The organism is Hyphomicrobium sp. MC8b (assembly GCF_905067615.1).
GTDB lineage: Bacteria > Pseudomonadota > Alphaproteobacteria > Rhizobiales > Hyphomicrobiaceae > Hyphomicrobium_B.
Window position 1 is genome coordinate 235,313 of sequence record NZ_LR898465.1, and the last position, 22,645, is coordinate 257,957.

The 22,645-nt window shown below is 61.0% G+C and carries 23 protein-coding genes and 1 tRNA gene; 9 read left to right on the forward strand and 15 right to left on the reverse strand.

Annotated elements, in window-relative coordinates:
• Positions 1-11: 11 nt before the first annotated feature.
• The 5 genes from ACLB1Z_RS01220 to ACLB1Z_RS01240 form a co-directional block, all read right to left on the reverse strand.
• A complete protein-coding gene (locus tag ACLB1Z_RS01220) occupies positions 12-1,907 on the reverse strand; it encodes an ATP-binding protein (protein ID WP_409561675.1) in 1,896 nt (631 codons plus the stop codon).
• 177 nt (positions 1,908-2,084) lie between these two features.
• The gene (locus ACLB1Z_RS01225; protein ID WP_409561676.1) at positions 2,085-2,315 is read right to left on the reverse strand and encodes a Trm112 family protein; all 231 of its coding nucleotides are present in this window, start codon (positions 2,313-2,315) and stop codon (positions 2,085-2,087) included.
• A 14-nt stretch (positions 2,316-2,329) separates the two neighbouring features.
• Positions 2,330-3,013 (reverse strand): LON peptidase substrate-binding domain-containing protein, encoded by a 684-nt coding sequence (locus ACLB1Z_RS01230; protein ID WP_409561677.1) that lies wholly within the window; start codon positions 3,011-3,013, stop codon positions 2,330-2,332.
• Between the two features lie 30 nt (positions 3,014-3,043).
• Positions 3,044-3,958, reverse strand: coding sequence for a thioredoxin (gene trxA / locus ACLB1Z_RS01235; protein WP_409561678.1), 915 nt, complete (start codon positions 3,956-3,958; stop codon positions 3,044-3,046).
• A gap of 27 nt (positions 3,959-3,985) precedes the next feature.
• Positions 3,986-4,483: a prolyl-tRNA synthetase associated domain-containing protein gene (locus ACLB1Z_RS01240; protein WP_409561679.1), complete on the reverse strand. Its 498-nt coding sequence runs from the start codon at positions 4,481-4,483 to the stop codon at positions 3,986-3,988.
• 181 nt (positions 4,484-4,664) lie between these two features.
• Between ACLB1Z_RS01240 and ACLB1Z_RS01245 the strand changes: the two genes are divergently transcribed.
• The 3 genes from ACLB1Z_RS01245 to ACLB1Z_RS01255 all read left to right on the forward strand — a co-directional run bounded on the left by ACLB1Z_RS01245 (position 4,665) and on the right by ACLB1Z_RS01255 (position 5,514).
• Positions 4,665-4,739: transfer RNA gene (locus tag ACLB1Z_RS01245), tRNA-Gly, on the forward strand.
• Positions 4,740-4,977: 238 nt separating this feature from the next.
• Positions 4,978-5,190 (forward strand): hypothetical protein, encoded by a 213-nt coding sequence (locus tag ACLB1Z_RS01250; protein WP_013950392.1) that lies wholly within the window; start codon positions 4,978-4,980, stop codon positions 5,188-5,190.
• A 150-nt stretch (positions 5,191-5,340) separates the two neighbouring features.
• Positions 5,341-5,514 carry a hypothetical protein gene (locus tag ACLB1Z_RS01255; RefSeq protein ID WP_155831102.1) on the forward strand — a complete coding sequence of 58 codons (174 nt, stop codon included), beginning with the start codon at positions 5,341-5,343 and terminating at the stop codon, positions 5,512-5,514.
• Between the two features lie 47 nt (positions 5,515-5,561).
• Here the strand turns inward: ACLB1Z_RS01255 and ACLB1Z_RS01260 are convergent, their stop codons facing one another.
• On the reverse strand, positions 5,562-5,987 hold the full coding sequence (locus ACLB1Z_RS01260; protein ID WP_409561680.1) for a hypothetical protein: 426 nt from the start codon (positions 5,985-5,987) through the stop codon (positions 5,562-5,564).
• Positions 5,988-6,644: 657 nt separating this feature from the next.
• On the opposite strand from ACLB1Z_RS01260, the gene ACLB1Z_RS01265 reads away from it, so the two are divergent.
• The 4 genes from ACLB1Z_RS01265 to ACLB1Z_RS01280 are packed head-to-tail and all read left to right on the forward strand — an operon-like array spanning position 6,645 to position 10,302.
• Positions 6,645-7,265, forward strand: a complete 621-nt coding sequence (locus ACLB1Z_RS01265; protein ID WP_024275055.1) for a LemA family protein — start codon at positions 6,645-6,647, stop codon at positions 7,263-7,265.
• 38 nt (positions 7,266-7,303) lie between these two features.
• Positions 7,304-8,146, forward strand: coding sequence for a TPM domain-containing protein (locus ACLB1Z_RS01270; protein ID WP_409561681.1), 843 nt, complete (start codon positions 7,304-7,306; stop codon positions 8,144-8,146).
• 37 nt (positions 8,147-8,183) lie between these two features.
• Entirely contained in the window at positions 8,184-8,804 is a 621-nt protein-coding gene (locus ACLB1Z_RS01275) for a TPM domain-containing protein (RefSeq protein WP_409561682.1), read from the forward strand.
• Positions 8,805-8,850: 46 nt separating this feature from the next.
• Complete coding sequence (locus ACLB1Z_RS01280) at positions 8,851-10,302, forward strand: MFS transporter (protein ID WP_409561683.1); 1,452 nt, start codon at positions 8,851-8,853, stop codon at positions 10,300-10,302.
• Between the two features lie 12 nt (positions 10,303-10,314).
• Here the strand turns inward: ACLB1Z_RS01280 and purH are convergent, their stop codons facing one another.
• The 4 genes from purH to htpX form a co-directional block, all read right to left on the reverse strand.
• On the reverse strand, positions 10,315-11,898 hold the full coding sequence (gene purH, locus ACLB1Z_RS01285) for a bifunctional phosphoribosylaminoimidazolecarboxamide formyltransferase/IMP cyclohydrolase (protein WP_409561684.1): 1,584 nt from the start codon (positions 11,896-11,898) through the stop codon (positions 10,315-10,317).
• A 102-nt stretch (positions 11,899-12,000) separates the two neighbouring features.
• A complete protein-coding gene (locus ACLB1Z_RS01290) occupies positions 12,001-13,722 on the reverse strand; it encodes a heparinase II/III family protein (protein WP_409561685.1) in 1,722 nt (573 codons plus the stop codon).
• Positions 13,723-13,821: 99 nt separating this feature from the next.
• A complete protein-coding gene (locus tag ACLB1Z_RS01295) occupies positions 13,822-15,237 on the reverse strand; it encodes an RsmB/NOP family class I SAM-dependent RNA methyltransferase (protein WP_409561686.1) in 1,416 nt (471 codons plus the stop codon).
• Between the two features lies 1 nt (position 15,238).
• A complete protein-coding gene (htpX, locus tag ACLB1Z_RS01300) occupies positions 15,239-16,222 on the reverse strand; it encodes a zinc metalloprotease HtpX (protein WP_409561687.1) in 984 nt (327 codons plus the stop codon).
• Positions 16,223-16,354: 132 nt separating this feature from the next.
• Here htpX and ACLB1Z_RS01305 point away from each other — a divergent pair, with 132 nt between their 5' ends.
• Entirely contained in the window at positions 16,355-16,564 is a 210-nt protein-coding gene (locus tag ACLB1Z_RS01305) for a DUF1674 domain-containing protein (RefSeq protein WP_409561688.1), read from the forward strand.
• Between the two features lie 151 nt (positions 16,565-16,715).
• Entirely contained in the window at positions 16,716-17,210 is a 495-nt protein-coding gene (locus ACLB1Z_RS01310; protein ID WP_409561689.1) for a hypothetical protein, read from the forward strand.
• Here the strand turns inward: ACLB1Z_RS01310 and acs are convergent.
• The 5 genes from acs to ACLB1Z_RS01335 all read right to left on the reverse strand — a co-directional run bounded on the left by acs (position 17,189) and on the right by ACLB1Z_RS01335 (position 22,591).
• Positions 17,189-19,135, reverse strand: coding sequence for an acetate--CoA ligase (gene acs, locus ACLB1Z_RS01315; RefSeq protein ID WP_409561690.1), 1,947 nt, complete (start codon positions 19,133-19,135; stop codon positions 17,189-17,191). The genes ACLB1Z_RS01310 and acs overlap by 22 nt on opposite strands.
• A gap of 149 nt (positions 19,136-19,284) precedes the next feature.
• Positions 19,285-19,956, reverse strand: coding sequence for a class I SAM-dependent methyltransferase (locus ACLB1Z_RS01320; protein WP_409561691.1), 672 nt, complete (start codon positions 19,954-19,956; stop codon positions 19,285-19,287).
• The gene (locus ACLB1Z_RS01325; protein ID WP_409561692.1) at positions 19,953-20,390 is read right to left on the reverse strand and encodes an EVE domain-containing protein; all 438 of its coding nucleotides are present in this window, start codon (positions 20,388-20,390) and stop codon (positions 19,953-19,955) included. Before ACLB1Z_RS01325 ends, ACLB1Z_RS01320 begins: the two co-directional genes overlap by 4 nt.
• Positions 20,391-20,559: 169 nt before the next feature.
• Positions 20,560-21,066 carry a GtrA family protein gene (locus ACLB1Z_RS01330; RefSeq protein ID WP_409561693.1) on the reverse strand — a complete coding sequence of 169 codons (507 nt, stop codon included), beginning with the start codon at positions 21,064-21,066 and terminating at the stop codon, positions 20,560-20,562.
• Positions 21,067-21,070: 4 nt separating this feature from the next.
• Positions 21,071-22,591: an NAD(P)/FAD-dependent oxidoreductase gene (locus tag ACLB1Z_RS01335; protein WP_409561694.1), complete on the reverse strand. Its 1,521-nt coding sequence runs from the start codon at positions 22,589-22,591 to the stop codon at positions 21,071-21,073.
• Positions 22,592-22,645 lie beyond the last annotated feature (54 nt).

Consider the following 22,645-nt stretch of genomic DNA (forward strand, 5'->3'; position numbering starts at 1 on the left):
ACGTCCGCTGATCAAGCCGCAGGTGGGGCGGCGCGAAGGGGCTGGGGTGCCCACCTGAGAAGCAGGTCATGGAGATTGCGGGCGTCGAAGGGTTTGGCGAGGTAGTCGTCCATTCCGGCGGCGTGGCAACGGTCGCGGTCCTCGGCGAAGGCGTTCGCCGTCAGCGCGATGATCGGCGGACAGGAAAGGGCCGCGTCCTTGCGTTCCCGATAGAGCGCTTTGATCGATTTGGTGGCCATGATGCCGTCGATCTCGGGCATCAGGACGTCCATCAGCACGAGGTCGAAAGCAGGACGTTTGCGCTCCAGCACTTCCCACATCACCGTGATTGCGGAACGTCCGTCCTCGACCACGGTCGCCGTGCCGCCGGCGCGCTCGATGATTTTGCAGGCGAGGAGGGCATTGATCTGGTTGTCCTCGGCGACCAGAACGCGAAACGGCGGGCAAGGGGCGCGGCGGAAGGCTGTTTCGGAGCCGTCTCGTCCGCTTTCTTCTGGCACGAGCGAACCGGCCGTGAGCGGCGGCGCGCCGGCAGCATGGAGTTCCACCCGAGCGGTGAAGACGGCGCCCTTGTCGGGGCCGGCCGAAGCGACGATGTCGCCGGACATGGCCTGGGCGATGCGTTTTGAAATCGCGAGGCCGAGGCCGGTGCCTGCCGGATTGCGGTTCATCGCGCTTGCGTCTTGCTCGAACTCGTTGAAAAGGCGGCGGGCCGCGTCGGGCGAGAAACCGATGCCGGAATCGGCGACTTCGATAGCGATGCGCACGGCGTCGGGATTGGCAGGGGGATCATTCGCGATGGAGATGCTGACGGAGATGCCGCCCGTGTCGGTAAACTTTATGGCGTTCGACAACAGGTTGAGGATGATCTGGCGCAGACGGATTTCGTCCCCCCGAACCCACTCAGGCACTGCGTCAGATATCGCCAAATTCAACGTCAACTTCTTGGCGGCAGCATCGGGCGCCATGAGCTGCATCATCTGGGTCATGCAGTTCCGGAGCGAAAAGATCTCGTTCGCCAGTTCGAATTTTCCCGCCTCGATTTTGGAGAGATCGAGAATGCCGTCGATCAGACCGAGAAGGGCGCGAGCGGAATCTTCCGCAACGCGCGCATAGGTTCTCTGCTCCGGATCAAGCTGAGTATCGCGCAGTAGACTGATCATACCGATGATGCCGTTCATCGGTGTGCGGATTTCGTGGCTCATGGCGGCGAGAAAGCGGGATTTCTCGCGGTTGGCCGTCTCGGCGCGATCGCGGGCGCCGCGCAGCCGCTCTTCGATTTCACGCTCGACGGTGATGTCGCGGCCGACGCTCTGGATTTCGATGGCGCCGTCCTGGGTTAAGACTTCCGTTTCGTCCCAGGCGATCCAGCGTTTGCCGCGCCGCGTCGGCAGAAGCTCAATCGTTCGCAAGTTGGTGGCCGACATGCCGACCGTGGATTCGCTGCGCAGGATATGCGGCCGGAAGCGCGAGCCGAGAATGTCCTCGCTTCGCACCCCGAAGGCTTCAAGGAATGCCGTATTCGCAAAGACAAGACGACCGTCTTTCGCGCGGCGGACGATGAAGTCGCGCTGCGAATCCAAAAATTGGCGATAGCGGACGGCGTTGTCGGATAGGCGCCAATGCGCATCCTTGAGGTCTTCGATGTCATCGTCAGCACGCCTTGCATCACGTTGCGCGACGGGCGTTTTCTGACGCCACAATTTCCAGGGCAGCGTGACGCAAAAGATCGTGGCCGCGGTCAGCACCGCGACGCCGACAAAAGCGGCAGTGAGGCCGCTATCGAATGTCACGGCGCTCGAGACAAGGCCAAGGACAAGCAAAAGCGTGCCGATGATAGCCGCCGTTGACGCGCACACGCGCCATGTCCAAGTCGCTCGCCTGTTGTCGCCGGGCGATGGCTGCATGTCCATACGCTCCCCGACAGGTCGCGAGTACATCAGTTTTCGAAACAATTTCTTTGGCCCCTAAATGCCGGGGCACAGTCGGCCAGTGCACTTTTACAGAGTCTAAAGAGACGTGGTTAAGCGCACAGCGGCGGCGATCAAATCTGCTGTCGCAATAGCAAGCCGCTCAGATGTTCATTACAGCCGGCGTAGGTCTTCGTCGGTCAGCTTTCGAGCTGCATCTTCGATCATCAACGGTACGCCATTGCGGATCGGAAATGCCAAGCCTGCAGCTTTGCTCAACAATTCGCGATTGCTCGCATCGTAGACCAGACGTGTCTTGGTGAAAGGACAGACGAGCAGCTCAAGCAGCTTCGGATCGACGGCGTTGGCGTCGTCTGGAGAGCTATCGTCAGCGTCATCGGTCATGGCTTTTTCCGATATTACTGAAGTGTCGTGCCGCTGCTGCCGTTCGACGCCAGATCGATCTCGGCGAGCGCAACGAGAACTTCGGCGCGCGACCGCAGATCCTTGGCTTCGAGCAGTGCCTGCTTTTCTTCCGGTCCGTAAGGACACATCACCGACAGAGCGTTGATGAGAAATTCGTTCGATGCGCGCTGGATTGTCGACCAATCGGTTTTCAGGCGGTTGGCTTCGAGATAAGTTTTCAAGACGCGCAAGAGATTTTGCCGATCGACCAGCTCTTCGCCGAGACCTTCGGTCAGATCGCTGGCGAATTTGTCGTAGCTCACAGTCATGATGCGGTAAGGCATCTCAGTTTCGGCTTCGCCGACGCACTCGAAGCGCGTGACTCCCGTCAACGTGATGATCAATCGGCCGTCGTCCAGTTCCTGGTATGATGTGATGCGCCCGACACAGCCTACGGAGCGCAACTCGGCCGTTTTTTCGATCGGGCTTTCCTGATCGTCATCGCCCGATACGACAGGTTGCAAAATGCCGATGATGCGCGCGCCTGACATCGCATGATCGATCATTTCGAGATAGCGAGGTTCGAAGATGTTCAGGGGCAATGTGGCGCGCGGCAAGAGAATCGCGCCGCGAAGAGGAAAAACGGGAATCCTCGGGGGCAAATCGGCCGGGCGTCGATAGCGCTCCGTGAGTATCAAAAAAAATCTCCGCTAAGGATCGTTTCTGGATCAGCTGAACAAGATGGATGATAGCCTCCGGCGCCCTTCGGCCACCAGGGGTTCCTTGGGGCCCCAGGCGTCGAAGAACTGCAGAAGCTGCTTGCGTGCGGCTTCGTCGTTCCATTTGCGGTCCGCCCTGATGAGATCGAGGAGAAGCTCGAGCGCCTCCTGCCGGTCGCCGGTCGCGCCGAGGCCGACGGCGAGATCGAGACGAGCTTGAAAATCCTGAGGGTTTTCGGCGACGCGTTTTTGGAGCGCATCGAGTTCGCCAGTGTCAGCGCCTTTTTCCGCAAGCTCGATCGCTGCTTCGAGGCTTTTGACGGCAGCAAGCTCGCGCTTATCCGGCGGCACGAGCGCCAGTGTCTGCTTGGCGCGGGCGATGTCACCGCTCTTCATGTAACAGGATGTCAGACCGGCGATGGCTTCGGCGTTGGCCGGATCTTCCTGGAGGATGCTCGCGAAAACTTCGGCTGCTCCTTGCAGGTCATCCTGCTCCAGCAGTTCTTCGCCGGTTTTGAGAACTTCGGCGATGCCCATCTCAGCATCGTCGGCCACGAGGCGATCAACGAAAGCCTTGATCGCGCTTTCCGGCTGCACGCCGACGAAACCGTCGATCGGCTGGCCGTCGCGGAAGGCGTAGACGGTCGGCAGCGACTGGATGCGAAGTTGTGCCGAGATCGCCTGATTCTCGTCGACGTTGACTTTCACCAGGCGGACCTTGCCGCTGTAGCTGCGCACGACCTTTTCGATAACGGGCGTGAGTTGCTTGCAGGGGCCGCACCAGGCCGCCCAGAAATCGACGATGACAGGAACCGTCTTCGAGGCATCGAGAACGTCAGCCTTGAACGATGCGGTGGTCGCGTCCTTGATCATGTCGGCGGCACCGGGTGCACCGAACTCCGTGCCTTTAGCGCCAAATTCCATTGAACCAATCTCCTCGCCGCTCGAACCTCAAGATGCGGTCAATACCATGACCTGAGGCTCATGGCCGGTGGACCGAATGAACCGCAAAAGGCCGTCGCGCGCAATGTTTGTTGTTGCTGTGTTTTCAAGTGGATGACAGTTGACCGAGGGGGCGGCCATCAGAGCCTCGTCGAAGATGATCTTCACGCGATTTCCGGTGTCGTTGATCGTTGCAAAGGCTGTGACGGAGCCCGGCGTCACACCGAGCGTTTCCATCAGCAACTCGGGCTTGCCGAAGGAAAATCGCCCGGCGCCAAGGCGTTTCGACAAGGCTTTGAGATCGACGCGGGTTTCGGTGTTGGCGATGACGAGGAAAAGCGCGCCCTTGTCGTCCTTTAAGAACAAATTCTTGGTGTGGGCGCCCGGCAGGGCAATTTCGACCTTGTCGCTTTCCGCGACGGTAAAAACAGCCGGATGGTCGATCGTTTCCGTCTCAATTCCTAGATCGGCGAGGGTCTGAAAGAGCTGTTGGCGCGTTACGGGCATCGGTCGAGGCTTTTCTCAGGCTTTCCTGTCGGGGGCGGCGCATCCATACCCTGGCCGCCCCTGATATATAAGGGCGATTGGACATTTTCGCCTTTGTGATTGAGGGGCTTGCATTGGGCGATCACTTGCGCCATAAGGCGGGTCTTCCGCCGCCGCAAGGCGGCGTAAGCTTTCTGGACATGCGGGTGTAGCTCAGGGGTAGAGCACGACCTTGCCAAGGTCGGGGTCGAGGGTTCGAATCCCTTCGCCCGCTCCAGGCACCAATCGGATTTCAGTTACCTCCTGAAATCGTCTCGGCCAAAAGCCGCTTCGGCGGGCTGGCCATCCCTTCTTAAGATCGGTGCCGCGGCGGATTCTCCGCAACACTCGACGCGCCTATATGGCGTGGACCCCAGTCTTTACGAAATGGTATGGACGGCGCCCGATTAGCCCCGATTATAGGTGTGCCCTCACTTGGCGTGACTTTTGTTCTCACAAGCAAGGGGGGAGACCTCATGAAAACGACATTGAGAGTGGCCATCGCCGCTGCGGCGGTGGTTCTCGGCGCTGGCTTCGCAAACGCCGCAACGGTCAGCAGCGACGTGCATGCGCTGAAGTTGCTTACGGCTCATTCGTCAGCAGCACAGGACGTTTATTGGCGCCGTTGGCATCATCGTCACCGCCATTGCTGGTGGCGGCACGGCCATCGCTTCTGCCGCTGGTGGTGAAGTGTCTTACGGCGCCCAAGCGGCGCCGTATCACATTCTGCGGTTTTTGACTCAGCGCCGCCGCGCTTCAGACTCGATGCCGCCATCGGGAGGGAAAATAATTGCACCCGGCTGGGACTTTGAAAGGGTGCAACTCACTTGAAACGCTTCGTGCAGTTTCTTCAGGCGGCACTTGCCTGCACAATCCTGGTAGCTCTGATCTTCAGCATTCCGGTTGTCATGGCTTCGACGCCAATCCACCTCGGCATTTCGTTCGCTCATCCGGACCGTCTGCTAGCCGGGCCGCAGCATGCGGACAGCACGGCCGCGCCGCTTCTGCCGTGATCCTAAAATGAAGCCGGCCCCTCACGGGGCCGGTGTCAGGTCACTTGTCAGTAGTAGCAGTAGGGGTGATGGCGGCGATACCAATAGTCATTGCAGAGGTAGCCGTCGTCGTAGGCGTAGTAATCATCATAGTACGGGCCGCCGTAGTAGAAGCCGGGACCCCAGCCCCAACCGTAGCCGCCGCCGCGCCAGTGACGACCGTGGCCATGCCATCCGCCGCCGTGCCAGCCGCGACCACCCCAGTGACCGCCCGCAAAGTGGCCTCCACCCCAGTGACCGCCGCGGAAGCCGCCACCACCAAAGCCACCATGAAAACCACCACCGTGGAAGCCGCCTCCGTGGAAGCCGCCACCACCGTGGAAGCCGCCGCGACCATGAAAGCCGCCGCCACCATGAGCTTCAGCGGCTGCGGAGAAGCCGCCCACGGCTAAGGCTGCGAGAGCGCCCACCACCGCATTTTTCCATTTCTGCATTTTGTGCTCCATACGAAACAAAATCGCGTCTCTCTGCGCGACCGCCGGTGGCTATAACGTGGTGTCACTAAACATCGTTTCCAATGTCATCCTGTCAATTGCGCATGGCAGGCCCGAGCCCTTTTGCAGCCGCTTGGTCGGCCGCGTGTGCGGTGCAAACACTGATCGCGGAGCGGTAGGCCGTCTTTCAAAAAAGACCGCATTTCATGGGATTTTTATGCACTTGGGGCAGCTTTCGCCTCGGCATTTTGCAAGCGAGGTCACGCCGGAATTTGGTCTTTGGAAGGACGTTTTGCGTCAGATCGTAAGTACGAATACGAACGGATTCGATACGTTTGTATGCGCAGCGCAAACCAAATTCGCAGTCGGAAATTTTTAACACTTGCCGACAAAATGAACGCCAGGTGAATGAGGCGTTTATCTCTTCACAACAATTCCATTTCGCGCGGAAAAATTCCGGCCGGCAATTCCTCTGATCGAAATCGATCAGCCATGAGATCGCGGTTGGTTGGCCACCCGAATTTGCGACGAACGGCGAAGGCGTCGCTTGAACGTCACAGATGAAAATCATACCACAGACGTCCGATTCCTGAGGCCTCTCTCTTCGCTTTCCAATCCTGCACCGCTTACGGACCAGACATGAGGATCGCCAGCGCCATGACCGCCAGCATGCAAACTCTCATTGTTCGCCCGATCGCATTTCTTGCGATCGTCGTCGCTGCCCTGTCGATGGCGGGCTGTGGCGTCAATACAATTCCGACGAAGGAGCAGCAGGCGAAAGCCGCTTGGAGCGAGGTGCTGAACCAGTACAAACGCCGCTCCGATCTCATTCCCAATCTCGTCGAGACGGTGAAGGGTTTTGCCGATCAGGAGAAAAGCGTGCTGACGGAAGTTACGAAAGCGCGCGAGCAGACGACGAACATTCAACTGCCGCCCGACATTCTGACGAACCCCGATGCGATGAAGAAATTCCAGGATGCGCAGGCGACGCTTTCGGGCGCGCTCGGGCGGTTGATGGCGGTCGTCGAGCGGTATCCCGATATCAAGTCCGGGCAGAACTTCCTGGCGCTGCAAAGTGAGCTTGCGGGCACCGAGAACCGCATCGCCATTGCGCGGCGCGACTACATCACGGCGGTGCAGTCGTACAATACCGAGATCAACACTTTTCCTGGCCGGCTTTGGAAGATGGTGCTTTATCCGCAGGCCAAAGACATGGCGACGTTCGACATTTCGCCTGAAGAGCAGAAGGTGCCGAAAGTCGATTTCAGCAAGCCTTGAACCGCGGCGCGCATCGCTTTTGGCCGGGAGCCTTTGAAATGGCTGGCGTCATCAACGCCGCTCGGGTTTCGCCATGGCGTGGCATGGTGCAGGCGCTGCCGGGCTTGCTGGCGGCGCTCGTTCTTGTGCTGTCGGCGCATTTCTCAGTAGCTTTTGCAGATCCCGTCTATCCGGAATTGGCGGGCCGCGTCACGGATGAAGCGGGACTGCTGACGCCTGCCGAGAAGGCCGATATCGAAAGCGATCTTGCGTCGCTTGAGCAGACATCGACCGATCAACTTGCGGTCGTCACCGTCAAGTCGCTGCAGGGCTATTCCATCGAGGATTACGGCATCGGCCTCGCGCGCAAATGGGGCATCGGTCAGAAGGGCAAGGACAACGGCATTCTGCTGATCGTCGCGCCGAACGATCGCAAGGTGCGCATCGAAGTCGGGCGTCGGCTTGAGCCGTTCATGACCGACACGATGGCGGCGCTCATCATTCAGAATGCCATTCTGCCGAAGTTTCGGCGCGGCGATTATGCGGGCGGCATCAAGGATGGCGTCCGCGATATCAAGTCGGTGGTGCTTGGTGATGCCGAGGAGGTGAAGCGGCGCGCTGCCGGACCGCGCACGCCGGAAAACGATCCGACGGTGATCTTTCACATCATTCTGTTTCTCGCGATTGTGGCCTTCATCATCTGGGTCAATTATCGCAACGCGCAGGCGATGCGGGCCGGCATGCCGGGTGCGCCGCGACGCCGGGGTGGCATCGTCGTTATTCCAGGCGGATCGGGCGACTGGGGCGGTGGGTGGTCCGGTGGTGGCGGCGATAGCGGCGGCGGAGGCTGGTCGGGCGGCGGCGGGGACTTCGGCGGCGGTGGCGCATCGGGAGGGTGGTAGCAGTGTCGAGATCAACGCTAGCAGGCAGCACGCAACGATGAGCTTCATCAGCGCCAAGGACGCCGAACGGATTTCGGCGGCGATCACGAAAGCCGAGCGCAATACCTCAGGCGAGATCGTGGCCGTCGTCGCCGATCAGAGCAGCCGGTATCAGCACATTCCGTTTATGTGGGCGGCATTGCTGGCGCTGGTCATTCCGTGGCCGCTCATCCACTTCACGTGGATGAAAGTGCAGTGGATCTTTCTCATCCAGCTTTTGGTCTTCCTCGGGCTGTTGGCGCTCGCCTGGCATCCGAAGGTGCGACTGTCTCTCGTTCCGAAGTCGATCCTTCATGCCAACACGCGGCGGCGTGCCAGCGAGCAATTTCTTGCGCAGAATTTACATACGACAACCGGGCGAACGGGCGTGTTGATTTTCGTCTCCGTTGCGGAAAAGCGCGTCGAGATCATCGCCGACAGCGGCATCGACGCGCTCGTTGAAAAAGGCGTCTGGCAGAAGATCGTCAACGATTTTACGGCCGATATCGGCGCGGGGCGAGTGGCGGACGGTTTCGAGCGGGCGATTGCGCGGATCGGGGATTTGCTCGCGCAGCACTTCCCGCCGGGCGCTGTCGATCCCAACGAATTGCCCGATCATCTTATCGTCTTGCGAAGCTGATTATCTCGCGCGAGCGACGAGACGGTCACACGAAAAGGGGGAAGGCATGTCGACCTTGGACATCGGCGAGGGGGCCGAGCAGGCCGCGATGGCGACCGACGGCGCCGTCAAGCGCGCGCCGCTCCGCGCTCGCGTCTCGTGGATGCTGTTCGACTGGTCGGTGCAGCCGCACTACACGCTGGTGCAGACCTTTCTGTTCGGACCCTACTTCGCCAACGCCGTCGTCCAGAATTCGGTTTGCGGACTTGCTGTCGGAAGTGAGAAAGCAGCCTGCGGGCAGGCCCTGTGGGGCTATGCGGCTGCGGTGGCGGGCCTTCTGATTGCGATCATCAGTCCGCTACTTGGCGCGGCGGCCGACGGACGCGGATCGCGCAAGCCGTGGATGGCGATGCTGTCGCTGCTCTTTCTCGCAAGCCTTTCGAGCCTGTGGCTCGGCGTTCCCGATGCCAACATGACGACGATCCTCATCGTGCTTGCTGGGTTCGTCGGTGCGACGCTCGCCGCAGAATTGATGAGCGTCTTCTCGAACGCCATCATGACGGGTCTGGCGCCAAAGGAGGAACTTGGGCGGCTTTCCGGCACCGGATGGGCCGTCGGCTATTTCGGCGGCCTTGTCAGCTTGGCGGTGGTCGCGGGACTATTGGTGCCGATGCCGGGTGACCCAAAAACTCTGCTGGGGCTTGAGCCGCTTCTGCATCTCGACGGCGCGACGCATCAGAGCGATCGCATCACCGGGCCGTTTGCGGCAATCTGGTTTGCGATCTTCATTATTCCGTTCTTCCTGTTCGTGCCGGACCGGCACCGCGCATCGACGGCACACCCGGAGCGATCCGCGGCGGTGGAACTTTGGGAGACGATCAAGTCGCTACCTTCGATGCCGAGCCTGTTGATCTTTCTCGTCGCGCGGATGCTGTTTACGGACGGGTTGTCGGCGATTTTCGCGTTCGGTGGTATCTACGGCGCATCGGTGTTCGGATGGGGGCCGCTCGAACTCGGCATGTTCGGCATCATCCTCACTCTGGTCGGTGCGTTCGGAGCGCTGTTCGGCGGCTGGCTTGACGACGCCATCGGCCCGAAAGCGGTGATCATCCTGGCGCTTCTGGCTTTGATTGTCGGCGCGCTCGGTATTCTTTCTGTCGACAAGACGCACATCTTTTTCACGACCGAGGTGGCAGAAAAGATTGTCGGGTCGAAGCCGTTCTCAGCGCCGGGCGAGCAGGTATTTTTAGCGTTTGCGATTTTGGTCGGCGTCGTGTCGGCCCCGGTTCAGGCCGCCAGCCGGTCGCTGCTGGCGCGCATCGCGCCTGCCGACAAGATCACGCAGTTCTTCGGGCTGTTTGCCTTTTCGGGCAAGGTCACGGCATTCCTGGCGCCGTTCTGCGTCGCGATCATCACGCAGGAGACCGGCAGCCAGCGGGTCGGCATGGCCGCCGTTCTCGCCTTCCTTGCTATCGGCGTCGTGATGATGATGTTCGTGCGGACGCGTCCGGCTCGCTGACGGGAGGCTGCCTTAGTGGCGGAAGTGGCGGACGCCGGTGAAGACCATCGCGAGGCCGCGTTCGTCAGCGGCTTTGATGACCTCGTCGTCGCGCATCGAACCGCCCGGCTGAATGACCGCCGTAACGCCTGCTTCCGCCGCCGTAATCAAGCCGTCGGCAAACGGGAAGAAGGCGTCGGAGGCGACGATAGAACCGATCGTCAGCGACTTGTCGAGGCCAAGCGCTTTGGCGGCTTCGGCAGCTTTCCATGCCGCAATCCGCGAAGATTCCACGCGGCTCATCTGGCCGGCGCCGACGCCGACGGTTGATTCATTCTTGGCATAAACGATGGCGTTCGACTTGACGTGCTTTGCGACCTTGAACGCAAAGCGCAGGTCTTTCAGTTCCTGTTCGCTCGGGGCGCGCTTGGTGACGACTTTCAGATCGAGATCGTCGGCGTTGCTGGCGTCGCGCGACTGGACGAGAAAGCCGCCCGCCACGGATTTGAAGTTGAGGCCCGGTGCGCGTGAATCGGCAAGCCCGCCCGTCAGAAGAAGGCGCAGGTTTTTCTTCGCGGCGAAGACGGCTTTGGCTTCATCGGTTGCGTCGGGCGCAATGACGACCTCAGTGAAGATCTTCGTCATTTCCTCGGCGGTGGCGGCGTCGATCGTTTTGTTCAACGCGATGATGCCGCCGAAGGCGCTGACCGGATCGCAGGCGAGCGCCTGGCGGTAGGCTTCGGCGAGAGAGGCATTCACTGCGACGCCGCACGGATTGGCGTGCTTGATGATGGCGACCGCGGGCGTCTTCGGATCGAATTCTGAGACAAGCTCGAAAGCGGCGTCGGTGTCGTTGATGTTGTTATAGGACAATTCCTTGCCCTGAAGCTGTTTCGCTGTCGCGACGCCGACGCGCGTGTCCGCTGAGAGGTAAAGCGCCGCCGTCTGGTGGGCGTTTTCGCCATAGCGCAGCGCTTGCCCCAGGTGGCCGCCGAAGGCGCGCCATTCCGGAGCATTGCTGTCAAGCTCGCGGGCAAACCAGTTGCTGATTGCGGCATCGTAAGCGGCGGTGCGGGCGAACGCCTTGGCGGCAAGCGCTTTGCGAGTCGCGAGCTTCGTTGCGCCATCGTTAGCTGCAATTTCGCTCAGCACACGTTCGTAATCCGAAGGCTCGACGACCACCGTGACGCTGTCGTGGTTTTTCGCAGCGCCGCGGATCATCGCCGGGCCGCCGACGTCGATGTTTTCGACGCAATCGTCATACGTTGCGCCTTTGGCGACGGTTGCTTCGAAGGGGTAGAGGTTCACGACCAGCAGATCGATGGGCAGGATGCAGTGCTCGCTTGCCGCCTTGTCGTGGACCGCGTTGCCGCGAATGGCGAGGAGCCCGCCGTGGACTTTTGGATGCAGCGTTTTCACACGGCCGTCCATCATTTCGGGGAAGCCGGTCAGTTCCGAGACGTCCATCACCGAGAGGCCTGCGGCTTTCAGCGCCGCAGCGGTGCCGCCGGTCGAGACGAGTTCAATGCCACGGCCTTTCAGCGCGGCGGCGAAGTCGATGAGCCCGGTTTTGTCGGAGACCGAGAGAAGCGCTCGGCGTATGCGTTGGTCAGCCATGTTCACCCCAGCTTTTTTCGGTTTGGCCGTTATCACGGCGCGCCGGGCGTGGCCATCCCGCGTCAGGACGAGCGCGCGATTGTGACGCGCAAGATTTGTTATTTACGAATTCGGAGCGGACTCAGCCGCTTCGGCTCGCACGGACCAGTGAACAGACGTCTCGCCGAATGTCGTGCCGCGCAGCACGATTTGCAGGCTTGGACGCGGTCCGGCGCTGTCGACAAAGTAAAGGCTTTCCTCAATCGACATCTGTGCCGTCTCGTCGGCGGCAAAAATCCAGACCTCGCCGTCGGGAAGGGTGAGGCGGCATTGACCGTGGCCCGCGGACTGACAACGACAATCAGGATGCAGATGAAAATGGATGGCGTAGGGGAGGTCCTGCTTCAGTCGCAGCGTTCCCTTGGGCGGTTCGAGCGTATCGACGCCTTCGAGTTTGTCGCCTTTGGGCGCAAGCGCCAAGCGTCGGCCGTGGATCAAGCCGAAGCGTTTCAGATAGCCGTCGTGCGTCGCGTTGATTTCTGCCTGCGTCGGGCCGTCGTGGAATTCGAATGAAACGGTGTCAGGGCCGCGGATCGGCAGGCCGGCGACCATCGATTCCAATTGCTCGTGGCGGATCAGGCGCGAGGATGACGTCTCGGTGAGGCAGAGTGTGTTGTGGCTGGCGGTGGCGCGGGCGACCGAATCCCAGTCGTGATCGGCTGGACCGGGAAAACCACCGTTGGCAAAGATCAGGTACTGGCGTGACGTCATTTCAAAAGACAGCGCGCCTGCCTGCGCTTCCGTTGAAAGTTCGAGCGGTGGCGGCGAGCCGACATCAGTCATAACGATCGTGGTGCCGCGGTCGAGGCGGGCGTAACCGGAGGCGCGGGCCACCGGCATGATATCGAAATCGCCGTCGCTGGCGTAGCCCAGCACGGTAGCGAGCGCGGCTGGTGAACCCGTGCTGACGCCGTTGAAGCGGGCCAGCATGCCGTCTCCAAGACGCATGAAACGCAAGAAACGCAGCGATTTTCGTACCGCTGCGTTGATCTCGTCCGGCGCGACGAGGGCTCGCGAGCCGAAGCACTGACCGAGCGGCAGTAGATCGAGAACGACATCTTCGAGCACGCTGGCGCTGCGACTGATGTGGCCGCCGTCTTCGAGGATTTGTCGCTTCAACTCGATGATGAGCGCGGCCTCGGCATCCTTCAACTGTTTGTCGTGACCAGAGACAGCGAGACCTGTCAGCACGAGCGCGATCAGGCAGACCATGCGCGGTACGCCGTCAGGCGCGTTGCGCCACGTCGTCCGCAGCGCGCCGATCTGTTGGCCGATGCTGGACATGATCTGGGTGTAAGCGCGCGCGTCGAGGTCTTCGAGCAGCATGTTCGCTTGCGAGATCCAGGAGATCAGACGGCGGGCGACGACCTCGGGCTCGTAGGCGATGCCGTGAGAGATGCGCTTGAGGGCGATCCATTCGAGCACAAGCTCACGTGCGGCGGCTGCGGCTTCGTCTTCTTCGGTTGCGGCGAGGTGACGAAGCCAGCCGAAGCCATGCAGTTCGCGTTCCCAAGCGACGCTGGGCGGTGTGATGCGAAAGACGGATGCGCCTTTGAGATCGGCGATCTCGGCGGCAAGTCCGAAGTAGCCGTGTGAAACCTCGGTCCAGAAGCTTGGATCGGCAGCGCGCAGTTCCTGGGGGACGATCAGGATCTGATCGGCGCCGTTGCCGGCGTATCGCCACCGCAGGAATGGGGATGAGAGCGTCAAAGTCACGGCGCGACGGCGCAATCGCTCGACCGAGAGCGAGCGGATTTTCAGTCGTTCCGAAACATTGAGACTCAAAGTCTGGCTCCCCGTCCAGAGATGGTCTTACCACCTCAGAATGGATTAGCCCCCGACCTCAGTCAAAACAAGGCGGACAGGCGTCACACGCACCAGCGCTCAACAGGTCTTCACCAGAGATGCCGCGAAAAATCCGTCAAGGCCCTGAAGTCCTTCCGGTAAATCGGCAAATTGCGTCGGCAGCGTCCGCAGGTCGCCGGCGGGCGTGCGCCACGTCATCGGGATCGTGTCGGTGTCGAGGGCAATCGGGCGACGCGCGAAATCGGGGTGGCTCTCGAGGAAGGCTTCGACCTGCATTTCGCCCTCTTCCGGTTCGAGCGAGCAAGTGCAGTAGACGAGTATGCCGCCGGGTTTCACAAGGCTAGCCGCGTGGTCGAGGAGCCGTTTCTGGAGGGCTGCCAGGGCACCGACATCCTCGGGCCGTTTCAGATAGAGAATATCGGGATGACGACGGATCGTGCCGGTCGCCGTGCAGGGGGCATCGAGAAGGACGGCGTCGAACTGCCGGTCGGCGCTGAAGGTCAAGGCGTCGGAAACGGCGGTGGTCGCGGTCAGCCCGAGGCGTGTAAGATTTTCGCTCAAGCGGCCGAGACGGCCCGCGGATTTATCGACGGCGGTGACATTGGCCCCGGCGGTCGCAAGCTGGGCCGTTTTGCCTCCGGGCGCGGCGCAGAGATCGAGCACCGACAATCCGGCGACGTCGCCCATCAGCTTGACGGGGAGCGCGGCGGCGGCGTCCTGCACCCACCAGGCGCCGTCGAGATAGCCGGGCAGCTCTTCGATGCGTCCGGCCTGCGCGCAACGGATCGAGCCGGTCGGCAGGACAACGGCACCAATCTCTTTTGCCCACCGTTCGGGATCGGATTTGACCGTCAGGTCGAGGGCGGGCTCAGCGAGGGACGCGCGGGCGATCTGGCGGGCGGCGGGCGCGCCATAGGCGTCGCTCCAACGCGCCAGCAGCCAATCGGGAAAGGTCAGCGCGATATTATCGAGGTCGGCCAAGCGGCCGTGTCCGCTTTCGCTAACGCGGCGCAGAACGGCGTTGGCGAGGTTGGCGAAGCGCTTGCCGGAGCTGTCGGCACGGCATTGATCGACGGCGAGCGAGATTGCGGCGTGCGGCGGCGTCTGCAGCAGCAGAAGCTGCGCCACGGCTGCGAGCAAAATCTCGTCGAGGCGGCCCATGCGTTCGGGCAGCGGCTTGGCGAGATAGGTGTTGAGGACGGCTTGCAGCGATCCGCGATGCCGGAGCGCCGTGGTGGCGATGAGACGCGCGAAAGCGCGGTCGCGGCCCGGGAGATCGCGCGCGGCGGCGGCTCTCGCAAAGGCGTCGTCAAACGGGCGCCGCTCGACAAGCACAGTGTAGAGCGCGGAGACGGCGACGTCGCGCGTTTTCAGCCCGTCCGGGCTTTGCGCCGGTCGTGGACGGGATGCGCCTCCTCGGGGAGACGACGGGCCGCCGGCGCGCGCACGAGACGGTCGCGGCGCGGAATTTTTGGATTTTGTATGATCTTGCACGTTAGCCCCAGGGGCTCGGAGGCTTAGTATAGTTTTTGCCGCCGATCCAGACTTCTCCTGTCGCGCCGCCACGCGGTGCGGGATCCGGCGCACTCGTCATACCGGAATTTCCGCTACTGACACCCATCTCGCGCGCCAGCGCTTCAAGCGCCGCGATGCGGTTTTCGACGTTCGGATGGGTCGAGAACAGGTTATCGACGCCGTGGCCGTTCAACGGATTGATGATAAACATATGAGCCGCGGCCGGTATCGCTTCCGCTTCTTCGTTCGGAATGCGGCGGGCGGCACCATCAATCCGACGAAGCGCAGATGCAAGCCAAAGCGGATTACCGCAGATCATCGCGCCCATGTGGTCGGCCTGATATTCGCGTGAACGGCTGATTGCCATCTGCACGAGGCCTGCGGCCATCGGCGCGATGATGATTGCTGCAAGCGTGCCGATCATGCCGAGACCGCCGCGGTCGCCATCGCGATTGCCACCGAAAATCATGCCGAACTGCATGTATTGCGCAAACATCGAAACAGCGCCGCCGATGGTCGCTGCAACCGCCATCGTCAGCGTGTCACGATTTTTGATGTGCGAGAGTTCGTGCGCGATGACGCCGGACAATTCTCGCCGGTCGAGAGATTCCAGCAGGCCAGTCGAGGCGCAGACGGCGGCGTGCGATGGGCTGCGGCCGGTCGCAAAGGCGTTCGGCTGCGGATTGTTCATGATGTAGACGCGGGGCATCGGTAGTTCGGCCCGGAGTGCCAAATCGCGGACGATGCCGACGAGTTCGGGCGCAGTGGCGTCAGTCACTTCCTGCGCGCCGAACATATGCAAGACGACGCTGTCGGACTTCCAGAGGCTGAACGCGTTCGTCGCAAGCGCGATGAAAAACGCGAACACGAGGCCGGTCTTGCCGCCAACAAGCGCACCGAGCACAAGGAAGATGCCGGTCAGCAATGCAAGCAGCATTGCGGTCTTGAGGTAGTTCATGGGCATGGGGTTACTCGCGACACGTGGTCCATCAACTGGTCTGCAACCTTACAGCCGCGTATATATGGTATCCCAACCATTCATAAAGGTGACGCGCCGAAAAAGGTAGCGATTGCCCTCCCGGAGCCCCGACGTGCGATGACCGCCAAAGATGACACTGTGACCGACAACGAGCCTCTTCCGCGCGTCCTGACGCCGGAGGCACAGCGGGCGCTTGCCGAGGCCGAGGCGCGTCGAAAGGGGCGCGAGGCTGCGCAGGCACGCCCTGCCGAAGTCGGCGGTCGCGAGGGGCCGGAACCGACGCGTTTCGGCGACTGGGAGAAGGGCGGCATTACGTCCGATTTCTGAGCGCGATTTCCCTGGCCCTACCGCCGTTCCGGGCGGTGCGTTTTTAAATTACGTGTTGATCGAACTGTCCGCCCACGGAACGCCTTTATTCCGGCATCCGAGTTGCATGACCGCACTCGTAATCGGGAAGGGGTGTTTCAAGGAGGGACAGATGCTCAAGCGACGAACCGCGGCCGTTCTACCGTTCGACCGCGGTGAACAATATTCAGCAATTGTCATCTTCGTATCGATGATCGTCGCCCTGGTCTTGGCAGCAGGCGCTGCGCTTGACTACGCGCGGGTTGCGAACATGCGGGAAGGTGTCGAAGGGGCAGTCCGGGCTGCGTCCGAGGCTGGCGCCGGAGCGGTGCGCGATGGCACGCCGGAGGATGTCCAGATCGAGACAATGGCGTTGTCCCATTTCGACAAGGACGTGACGTTCGCTCGTCATGTTGGGACAATCGATCCGCCCACCATCCGGATCGACCGTGAAGCTCATACAGTTACCGTGGGCGCGAAAGGGACGGTCGCGATGACCGTCAGCCGCTTGTTCGGCGTCAGTGAAATCGAGGTGCCGGCAAACGCGACAACATCCTGGGCGCCGGAAAGCGCCGAAGCCCAGGACGATAGGGTTAACGTTCGCGGTCAGATCATGCGCCGGTTCTGACGGTTTGTGATGAGGTCGTCGACCACGGCTGGATCGGCGAGGGTCGATGTGTCTCCCAGGCTACCGTAATCGTCTTCGGCGATCTTGCGGAGGATCCGCCGCATGATCTTGCCCGAGCGCGTCTTCGGCAGACCAGGTGAGAACTGGATGAGATCGGGCGATGCGATCGGGCCGATTTCCCGGCGAACGTGAGCGACCAGATCCTTTTTCAAAGCGTCATCGCCATTTTCGCCCGTGTTGAGCGTGACATAGCAGTAGATGCCCTGGCCCTTGAGGTCGTGCGGGTAGCCCACGACGGCCGCCTCGGCGACCTTTGGATGCGAAACGAGTGCGCTTTCGACTTCGGCCGTGCCCATGCGATGGCCCGACACGTTGATGACGTCGTCGACGCGGCCGGTAATCCAGTAGTAGCCGTCGGCATCGCGGCGACAGCCGTCGCCTGTGAAGTACATGCCGGGATAAGCTGAGAAGTACGTCTGCACGAAGCGATCGTGATCGCCGTAGACGGTGCGCGACTGGCCCGGCCAGCTATCGAGGATGACGAGGTTTCCTTGCGTGTCGCCTTCGAGGATCTTGCCTTTGTCATCGACGAGCGCCGGCTTCACGCCGAAGAATGGCTTCGTGGCGGAGCCGGGCTTCAGCGGCGTTGCGCCGGGAAGCGGTGCAATCAAAATGCCGCCGGTTTCCGTTTGCCACCACGTATCGACGATCGGGCAGCGGCCTTCGCCGACGACGTTATGATACCATTCCCAAGCCTCGGGGTTGATCGGCTCGCCGACCGATCCCAGCAGACGCAGCGATGCACGGCTCGATTTGTTTACAAGGTCGTTGCCCGCGCCCATCAGCGAGCGAATAGCGGTTGGCGCGGTGTAGAAGATTGAGACCTTCCACTTGTCGACGACGTCCCAGAAGCGCGAAGCAGACGGGTAGGTCGGGATGCCTTCGAACATCAGCGTTGTGGCGCCGTTCGCGAGCGGGCCGTACACGATGTAGCTGTGGCCGGTGACCCAACCGACGTCGGCGGTGCACCAGTAGACATCATCGTCGCGGCAATCGAACACGTACTGATGCGTCATCGAGGCGTAGACGAGATAGCCGCCTGTCGTGTGGACGACGCCCTTCGGCTTGCCTGTCGAGCCGGATGTGTAGAGCACGAACAGCGGATCCTCGGCGCGCATTTCCTCCGGCTCGCACTCGGCCGGGACGGTAATGAGCTCTTCGTGCAGCCAGAAATCGCGGCCGGGCGTCCAAGGCACAGGATTGCCGGTGCGGCGGACAACGAGAACCTTCTCGTCGCCCTTGCATTTTGCGAGCGCGGCATCGCAATTCTTTTTGAGCGGAACGGACTTGCCGCCGCGAAGGCCTTCGTCGGCCGTGATGATGAGCTTTGATTCCGCGTCTTCAACCCGGTTCTGGAGGCTGTCGGGCGAGAAGCCGCCGAACACGATCGAATGGATAGCGCCGATCCGCGTGCAGGCCAGCATGGCGTAGGCTGCTTCTGGGATCATCGGCAAATAAATGGTGACGCGGTCGCCTTTCTTGACGCCCAGTTTCTTCAAGACGTTGGCGAAGCGCTGAACCCGCTCATGGAGCTGGCGGTAGGTGATTTGTTCGCTCTCGTTCGGGTTGTCGCCTTCCCAGATGATGGCGACCTTGTCGCCGCGGGATTCGACGTGACGGTCGATGCAGTTCGCCGAGACGTTCAGCGTCCCGTCTTCGAACCAGCGAATGTCAACGTTGCCCGGCGCGAAGCTGGTGTTCTTGGCGCGCGTATAGGGCGTGATCCAGTGCAACCGTTTGCCGGCTTCCGACCAGAAGCCCTCAGGGTCGCTGATCGATCGCTGATACATTGCGTCATAAGACTGTTCATTGACGTAAGCCCGCTCCGCCCACGCCTGGGGGACGGCATAAACTTTATCCGACATAGAGCGCACCTCCGTTTGGCCGTCTGAGCTGCGGCCATTTCCTGTCATTATGCGGCGACGAGCCCCGCTCCACAACATGCTCGATGGTGGGGGAAGGGGGTTCGCAACCAAAATGATCGAAATCAATCTCGCACCGCGGCATGTTTTTCTTAAGCACGCCAGACGGTGGTCCGTTTGATTTCGAAGTCTTCAAGCTCGCGGGTTACCGGTACCTGGTATTCGGCGAGCGGCGTAAACTTTCCTTCCGGAAAGTAACTGCGGCGAGGGTCGCCGATGTAGACGGAGCATCCCTCGTTCTTGGCGTCATCAATGAAGCGCAGCACGCGTTCGGCCAGTTCGCGCTCATAGAAAAGATCGCCGACGATGACGATGCTTTCTCTGGGCGGCGCCGCCGACAGCATGTCGCGATCAGTGGTATAAAGCGTCACCGCATTGGCGGCGGCATTGACGGCGCATGCCGCGAGCGCGAGTGGGTCGATGTCTGCTGCTACGACGTGGGATGCGCCGGCTTTGGCAGCGGCGATCGCCGAGATGCCTGAGCCGCTACCGAGGTCGAACGCGGGCAAACCGCGACAGATGTCCTGGTTGTCGAGAAGGTACCTGCTGACAGCCTGGCCGCCGGCCCACGCGAACGCCCAATAGGGCGGCGGGACGTTCAATTCGCCCAGTTCGTCCTCGGTCTTCTGCCAGATCGGCAAAGATTCTTCCGCGAGCCGCAGTGTGATTTCGGGAACCAGAGGCGGGGCGATCGGTCTGGTATTTTCAAGGATGAAACGCTCGGCGTCGCGCGGGTCGGTGAGATCGAGTTTGCCGCCGGTCATGAGCCCTTAAGCTTCTTCAAGTCGACGCTGCCCATCTTGCAGATTTCTTTCCATTCGTCGGCGGCGACCGGCTGGACCGACAGCCGGGAATTGTTAACGAGAACCATACCGGACAGTTTCGGATTGGCTTTGACGGCATCGAGGCCAACGGGCGAGGGGACCGGCGCGACGGCTGCGACGTCGACGCATTCCCATTTTCCGGTTTCGTCTTTTGCTTCGGGATGTGCGGAAGCGATGACGCGCACGATGCCGACGATCTCCTTCCCTTCGTTGGAATGGTAGAAGAACCCGAGATCGCCAATCTTCATAGCGCGCATATTGTTGCGGGCCTGATAATTGCGGACGCCGTCCCAGGCTTCGCCTTTAGTCCCACGCGCGATTAAGTCGCTCCAGGAAAAAACGTCGGGCTCGGATTTGAATAGCCAGGTTTGCATGAGATAGCGCGTTCCACGAGATAAGCGTGCCTAGCGTGGAACGAGATCGATCTCAAGGGCTGAAAAAACAGAACCTCCGCACCGAAGTGCGGAGGTTCAGACGCGACACTACTTGAAAATCAATTCGCCGGGCTGCCGGAGGTACAGCTTACGACGTGTTCGACTGAACCTAGTCGCAAGACCCTGATTTTGAGTAAACGAGGTTTGCGTCCCAGATATTTTTGTCGGCGGCCGGCGCGAAGACGATGCAGCGGCGAACGAGAAAGACCACGAGAAAGCTGGCGATCGTCGCGACGGCTTTGGCCGCAATGGCGGATGCGGCAAAGTAGTCAGTCATCACCGCAATGACGAGGCCGGTAAGCATCAAGCCGAGCAATCCGGAGGCCGCGAATTCCGCAAGGCGTCGCGGCGCCGATTTTCGGGCGTGGGCGACGTCGAAGACGAAGGCGGTCGATAATGCGTAATGAGCGATCATGCCCACTCCATATCCGACGACACCTGCTACCGGAGCGTTAATGGCGAGCGCGCAGAGCGACATGTAGATGGCGACATCGGTCGCCAGCGCGGCGACGCTGACAACGGAATAGCGCGATAGCTGCGGAACGACCGCGGCGGTGTGACTCGCTCCGCGACCGCTCTCGGGCATCGTCACGTCATCAGCCGGTGCGAGCGCCATGCGATCAGCCTGCCTTGCGCAGCTTAGCGGGAACCATGCGGACGCTCTTTAGCGCTTCTTCCGCGCCTGAGCCGCCGGCTTCGTGATATTCGGCGTCCTCGTTGACGTTCCAGATGTCGTAGAGCATTTCGCCGGCAGCGATGTTTTTGACCGTCAGCATCGAGGTCATCATCGCGTGGTCTTGGTTGTTGTACTTGTGCATGCCGTTGCGGCCGACGAGGTGCAGCGTCGGGTATTTTTCGGCAAGCTCAGAGCGGATGGCTTCGACGTTGCGCTTGTAGCCATCATCGTAGACCGGATAGGCCTTCTTCTGACGGACGACGCAGCCGTCGACGCATTCGTCTTCGGTGGCCAGGCCGATCGTCGCAAGCTCTTTGCGGGCGAGCGCCAGCAAGTCTTTATCTTCTGCTGCCCAGAGACCATCGCCCTCGAAGCAGAAGTATTCGAGGCCAAGGCAGGCGAGTTTGCTGTCGGGCACCATTTCCGGCGACCACGAACGGAAGTTTTGGATGCGGCCGACCTTTACGCTCGGTTCATGGATATAGATCCAGTTGTCGGGGAAGAGGTCCGGCTTATTCACGACGAGGGCGACCGTGATGAAGTCGCGGTAGCGCAGATTGTCGGCGGCGGCCAGCGCGTTCGGGGCCTCGGCGAAAGCGTGCATCAGTTCGCGGATCGGGGCCGATGAAATGACGTGGCGCGAGGTGAAGGTTGCGAGATCGCCCGATGGTGTGCGGGCCTTAATGGTCCAGAGGTTCTGGCGAGCGTCGTATCTGAGGGTCGACAGCTCGGTGCCCATGTGGATCTTGCCACCTTGGGCGCGGGTCTTGGCCGCTGCCGCATCCCACATCATGCCGGGGCCCTTGCGCGGATACTGGAAGCTTTCGATCAGCGTCTTGATGACTTCGCCGTCGTGTGCGCCCGTGCCGTCCTTGACGCCCTTCGGCTTGACGGAATTGCGCAGCGCGTTGGCCATCGCCGACCAGAGATCGAGGCCTTTGATGCGCTGGGCAGCCCAATCGGCCGAGATTTCATCGCAACTCATGCCCCACACTTTTTCCGTGTAGGTCTTGAAGAAGATTGAGAACAGGCGCTCGCCGAACTGATTGGCAACCCAGTCGTGAAAGGTTTCCGGCTTTTCGTTCGGGAAGGCTTGTTTGTACATGAACGAGAGCACGCACATGGCGCTTTCGACGACGCCGAGGTTGCCGAGCGCTTCGAAGGCTTTCAGCGGGTAAGAATAGTACTTGCCGTCGTAGTAGATGCGGCTCATGCGCGGACGGCTGATGAAATCCTGCGGCAGGATTTCCTTCCACAAATCGACGACTTCTTTCGACTTCGAAAAGAAGCGATGGCCGCCAATGTCGAACAGGAAATCCTTGTAGTTGACGGTTCTGCTGATGCCGCCAACGTAGTGCGGATCGGCCTCGATGACGGTCGTGGAAATACCTTGCTTGGTCAGAAGATACGATGCCGTGAGACCGGCCGGACCCGCGCCGATGACGAACACTTCGCTATGGGACATGAAACGCGCCTACGCATGAACAGAACGGCTTTGGGCAGCAGCTCGCGACCGGGA

What these genes read in the sequence shown, in the direction of transcription:
- ACLB1Z_RS01270 (WP_409561681.1), top strand. Translation starts at nt 7,304, where the DNA reads ATGGCTGGCGTCATCAACGCCGCTCGGGTTTCGCCATGGCGTGGCATG.
- ACLB1Z_RS01310 (WP_409561689.1), top strand. Translation starts at nt 16,716, where the DNA reads ATGCTCAAGCGACGAACCGCGGCCGTTCTACCGTTCGACCGCGGTGAA.
- ACLB1Z_RS01330 (WP_409561693.1), bottom strand. Translation starts at nt 21,066, where the DNA reads ATGGCGCTCGCACCGGCTGATGACGTGACGATGCCCGAGAGCGGTCGC.
- ACLB1Z_RS01305 (WP_409561688.1), top strand. Translation starts at nt 16,355, where the DNA reads ATGACCGCCAAAGATGACACTGTGACCGACAACGAGCCTCTTCCGCGC.
- trxA (WP_409561678.1), bottom strand. Translation starts at nt 3,958, where the DNA reads ATGGAATTTGGCGCTAAAGGCACGGAGTTCGGTGCACCCGGTGCCGCC.
- ACLB1Z_RS01280 (WP_409561683.1), top strand. Translation starts at nt 8,851, where the DNA reads ATGTCGACCTTGGACATCGGCGAGGGGGCCGAGCAGGCCGCGATGGCG.
- ACLB1Z_RS01225 (WP_409561676.1), bottom strand. Translation starts at nt 2,315, where the DNA reads ATGACCGATGACGCTGACGATAGCTCTCCAGACGACGCCAACGCCGTC.
- ACLB1Z_RS01275 (WP_409561682.1), top strand. Translation starts at nt 8,184, where the DNA reads ATGAGCTTCATCAGCGCCAAGGACGCCGAACGGATTTCGGCGGCGATC.
- acs (WP_409561690.1), bottom strand. Translation starts at nt 19,135, where the DNA reads ATGTCGGATAAAGTTTATGCCGTCCCCCAGGCGTGGGCGGAGCGGGCT.
- ACLB1Z_RS01320 (WP_409561691.1), bottom strand. Translation starts at nt 19,956, where the DNA reads ATGACCGGCGGCAAACTCGATCTCACCGACCCGCGCGACGCCGAGCGT.
- ACLB1Z_RS01265 (WP_024275055.1), top strand. Translation starts at nt 6,645, where the DNA reads ATGACCGCCAGCATGCAAACTCTCATTGTTCGCCCGATCGCATTTCTT.
- ACLB1Z_RS01240 (WP_409561679.1), bottom strand. Translation starts at nt 4,483, where the DNA reads ATGCCCGTAACGCGCCAACAGCTCTTTCAGACCCTCGCCGATCTAGGA.
- purH (WP_409561684.1), bottom strand. Translation starts at nt 11,898, where the DNA reads ATGGCTGACCAACGCATACGCCGAGCGCTTCTCTCGGTCTCCGACAAA.
- ACLB1Z_RS01220 (WP_409561675.1), bottom strand. Translation starts at nt 1,907, where the DNA reads ATGCAGCCATCGCCCGGCGACAACAGGCGAGCGACTTGGACATGGCGC.
- htpX (WP_409561687.1), bottom strand. Translation starts at nt 16,222, where the DNA reads ATGCCCATGAACTACCTCAAGACCGCAATGCTGCTTGCATTGCTGACC.
- ACLB1Z_RS01260 (WP_409561680.1), bottom strand. Translation starts at nt 5,987, where the DNA reads ATGCAGAAATGGAAAAATGCGGTGGTGGGCGCTCTCGCAGCCTTAGCC.
- ACLB1Z_RS01250 (WP_013950392.1), top strand. Translation starts at nt 4,978, where the DNA reads ATGAAAACGACATTGAGAGTGGCCATCGCCGCTGCGGCGGTGGTTCTC.
- ACLB1Z_RS01325 (WP_409561692.1), bottom strand. Translation starts at nt 20,390, where the DNA reads ATGCAAACCTGGCTATTCAAATCCGAGCCCGACGTTTTTTCCTGGAGC.
- ACLB1Z_RS01335 (WP_409561694.1), bottom strand. Translation starts at nt 22,591, where the DNA reads ATGTCCCATAGCGAAGTGTTCGTCATCGGCGCGGGTCCGGCCGGTCTC.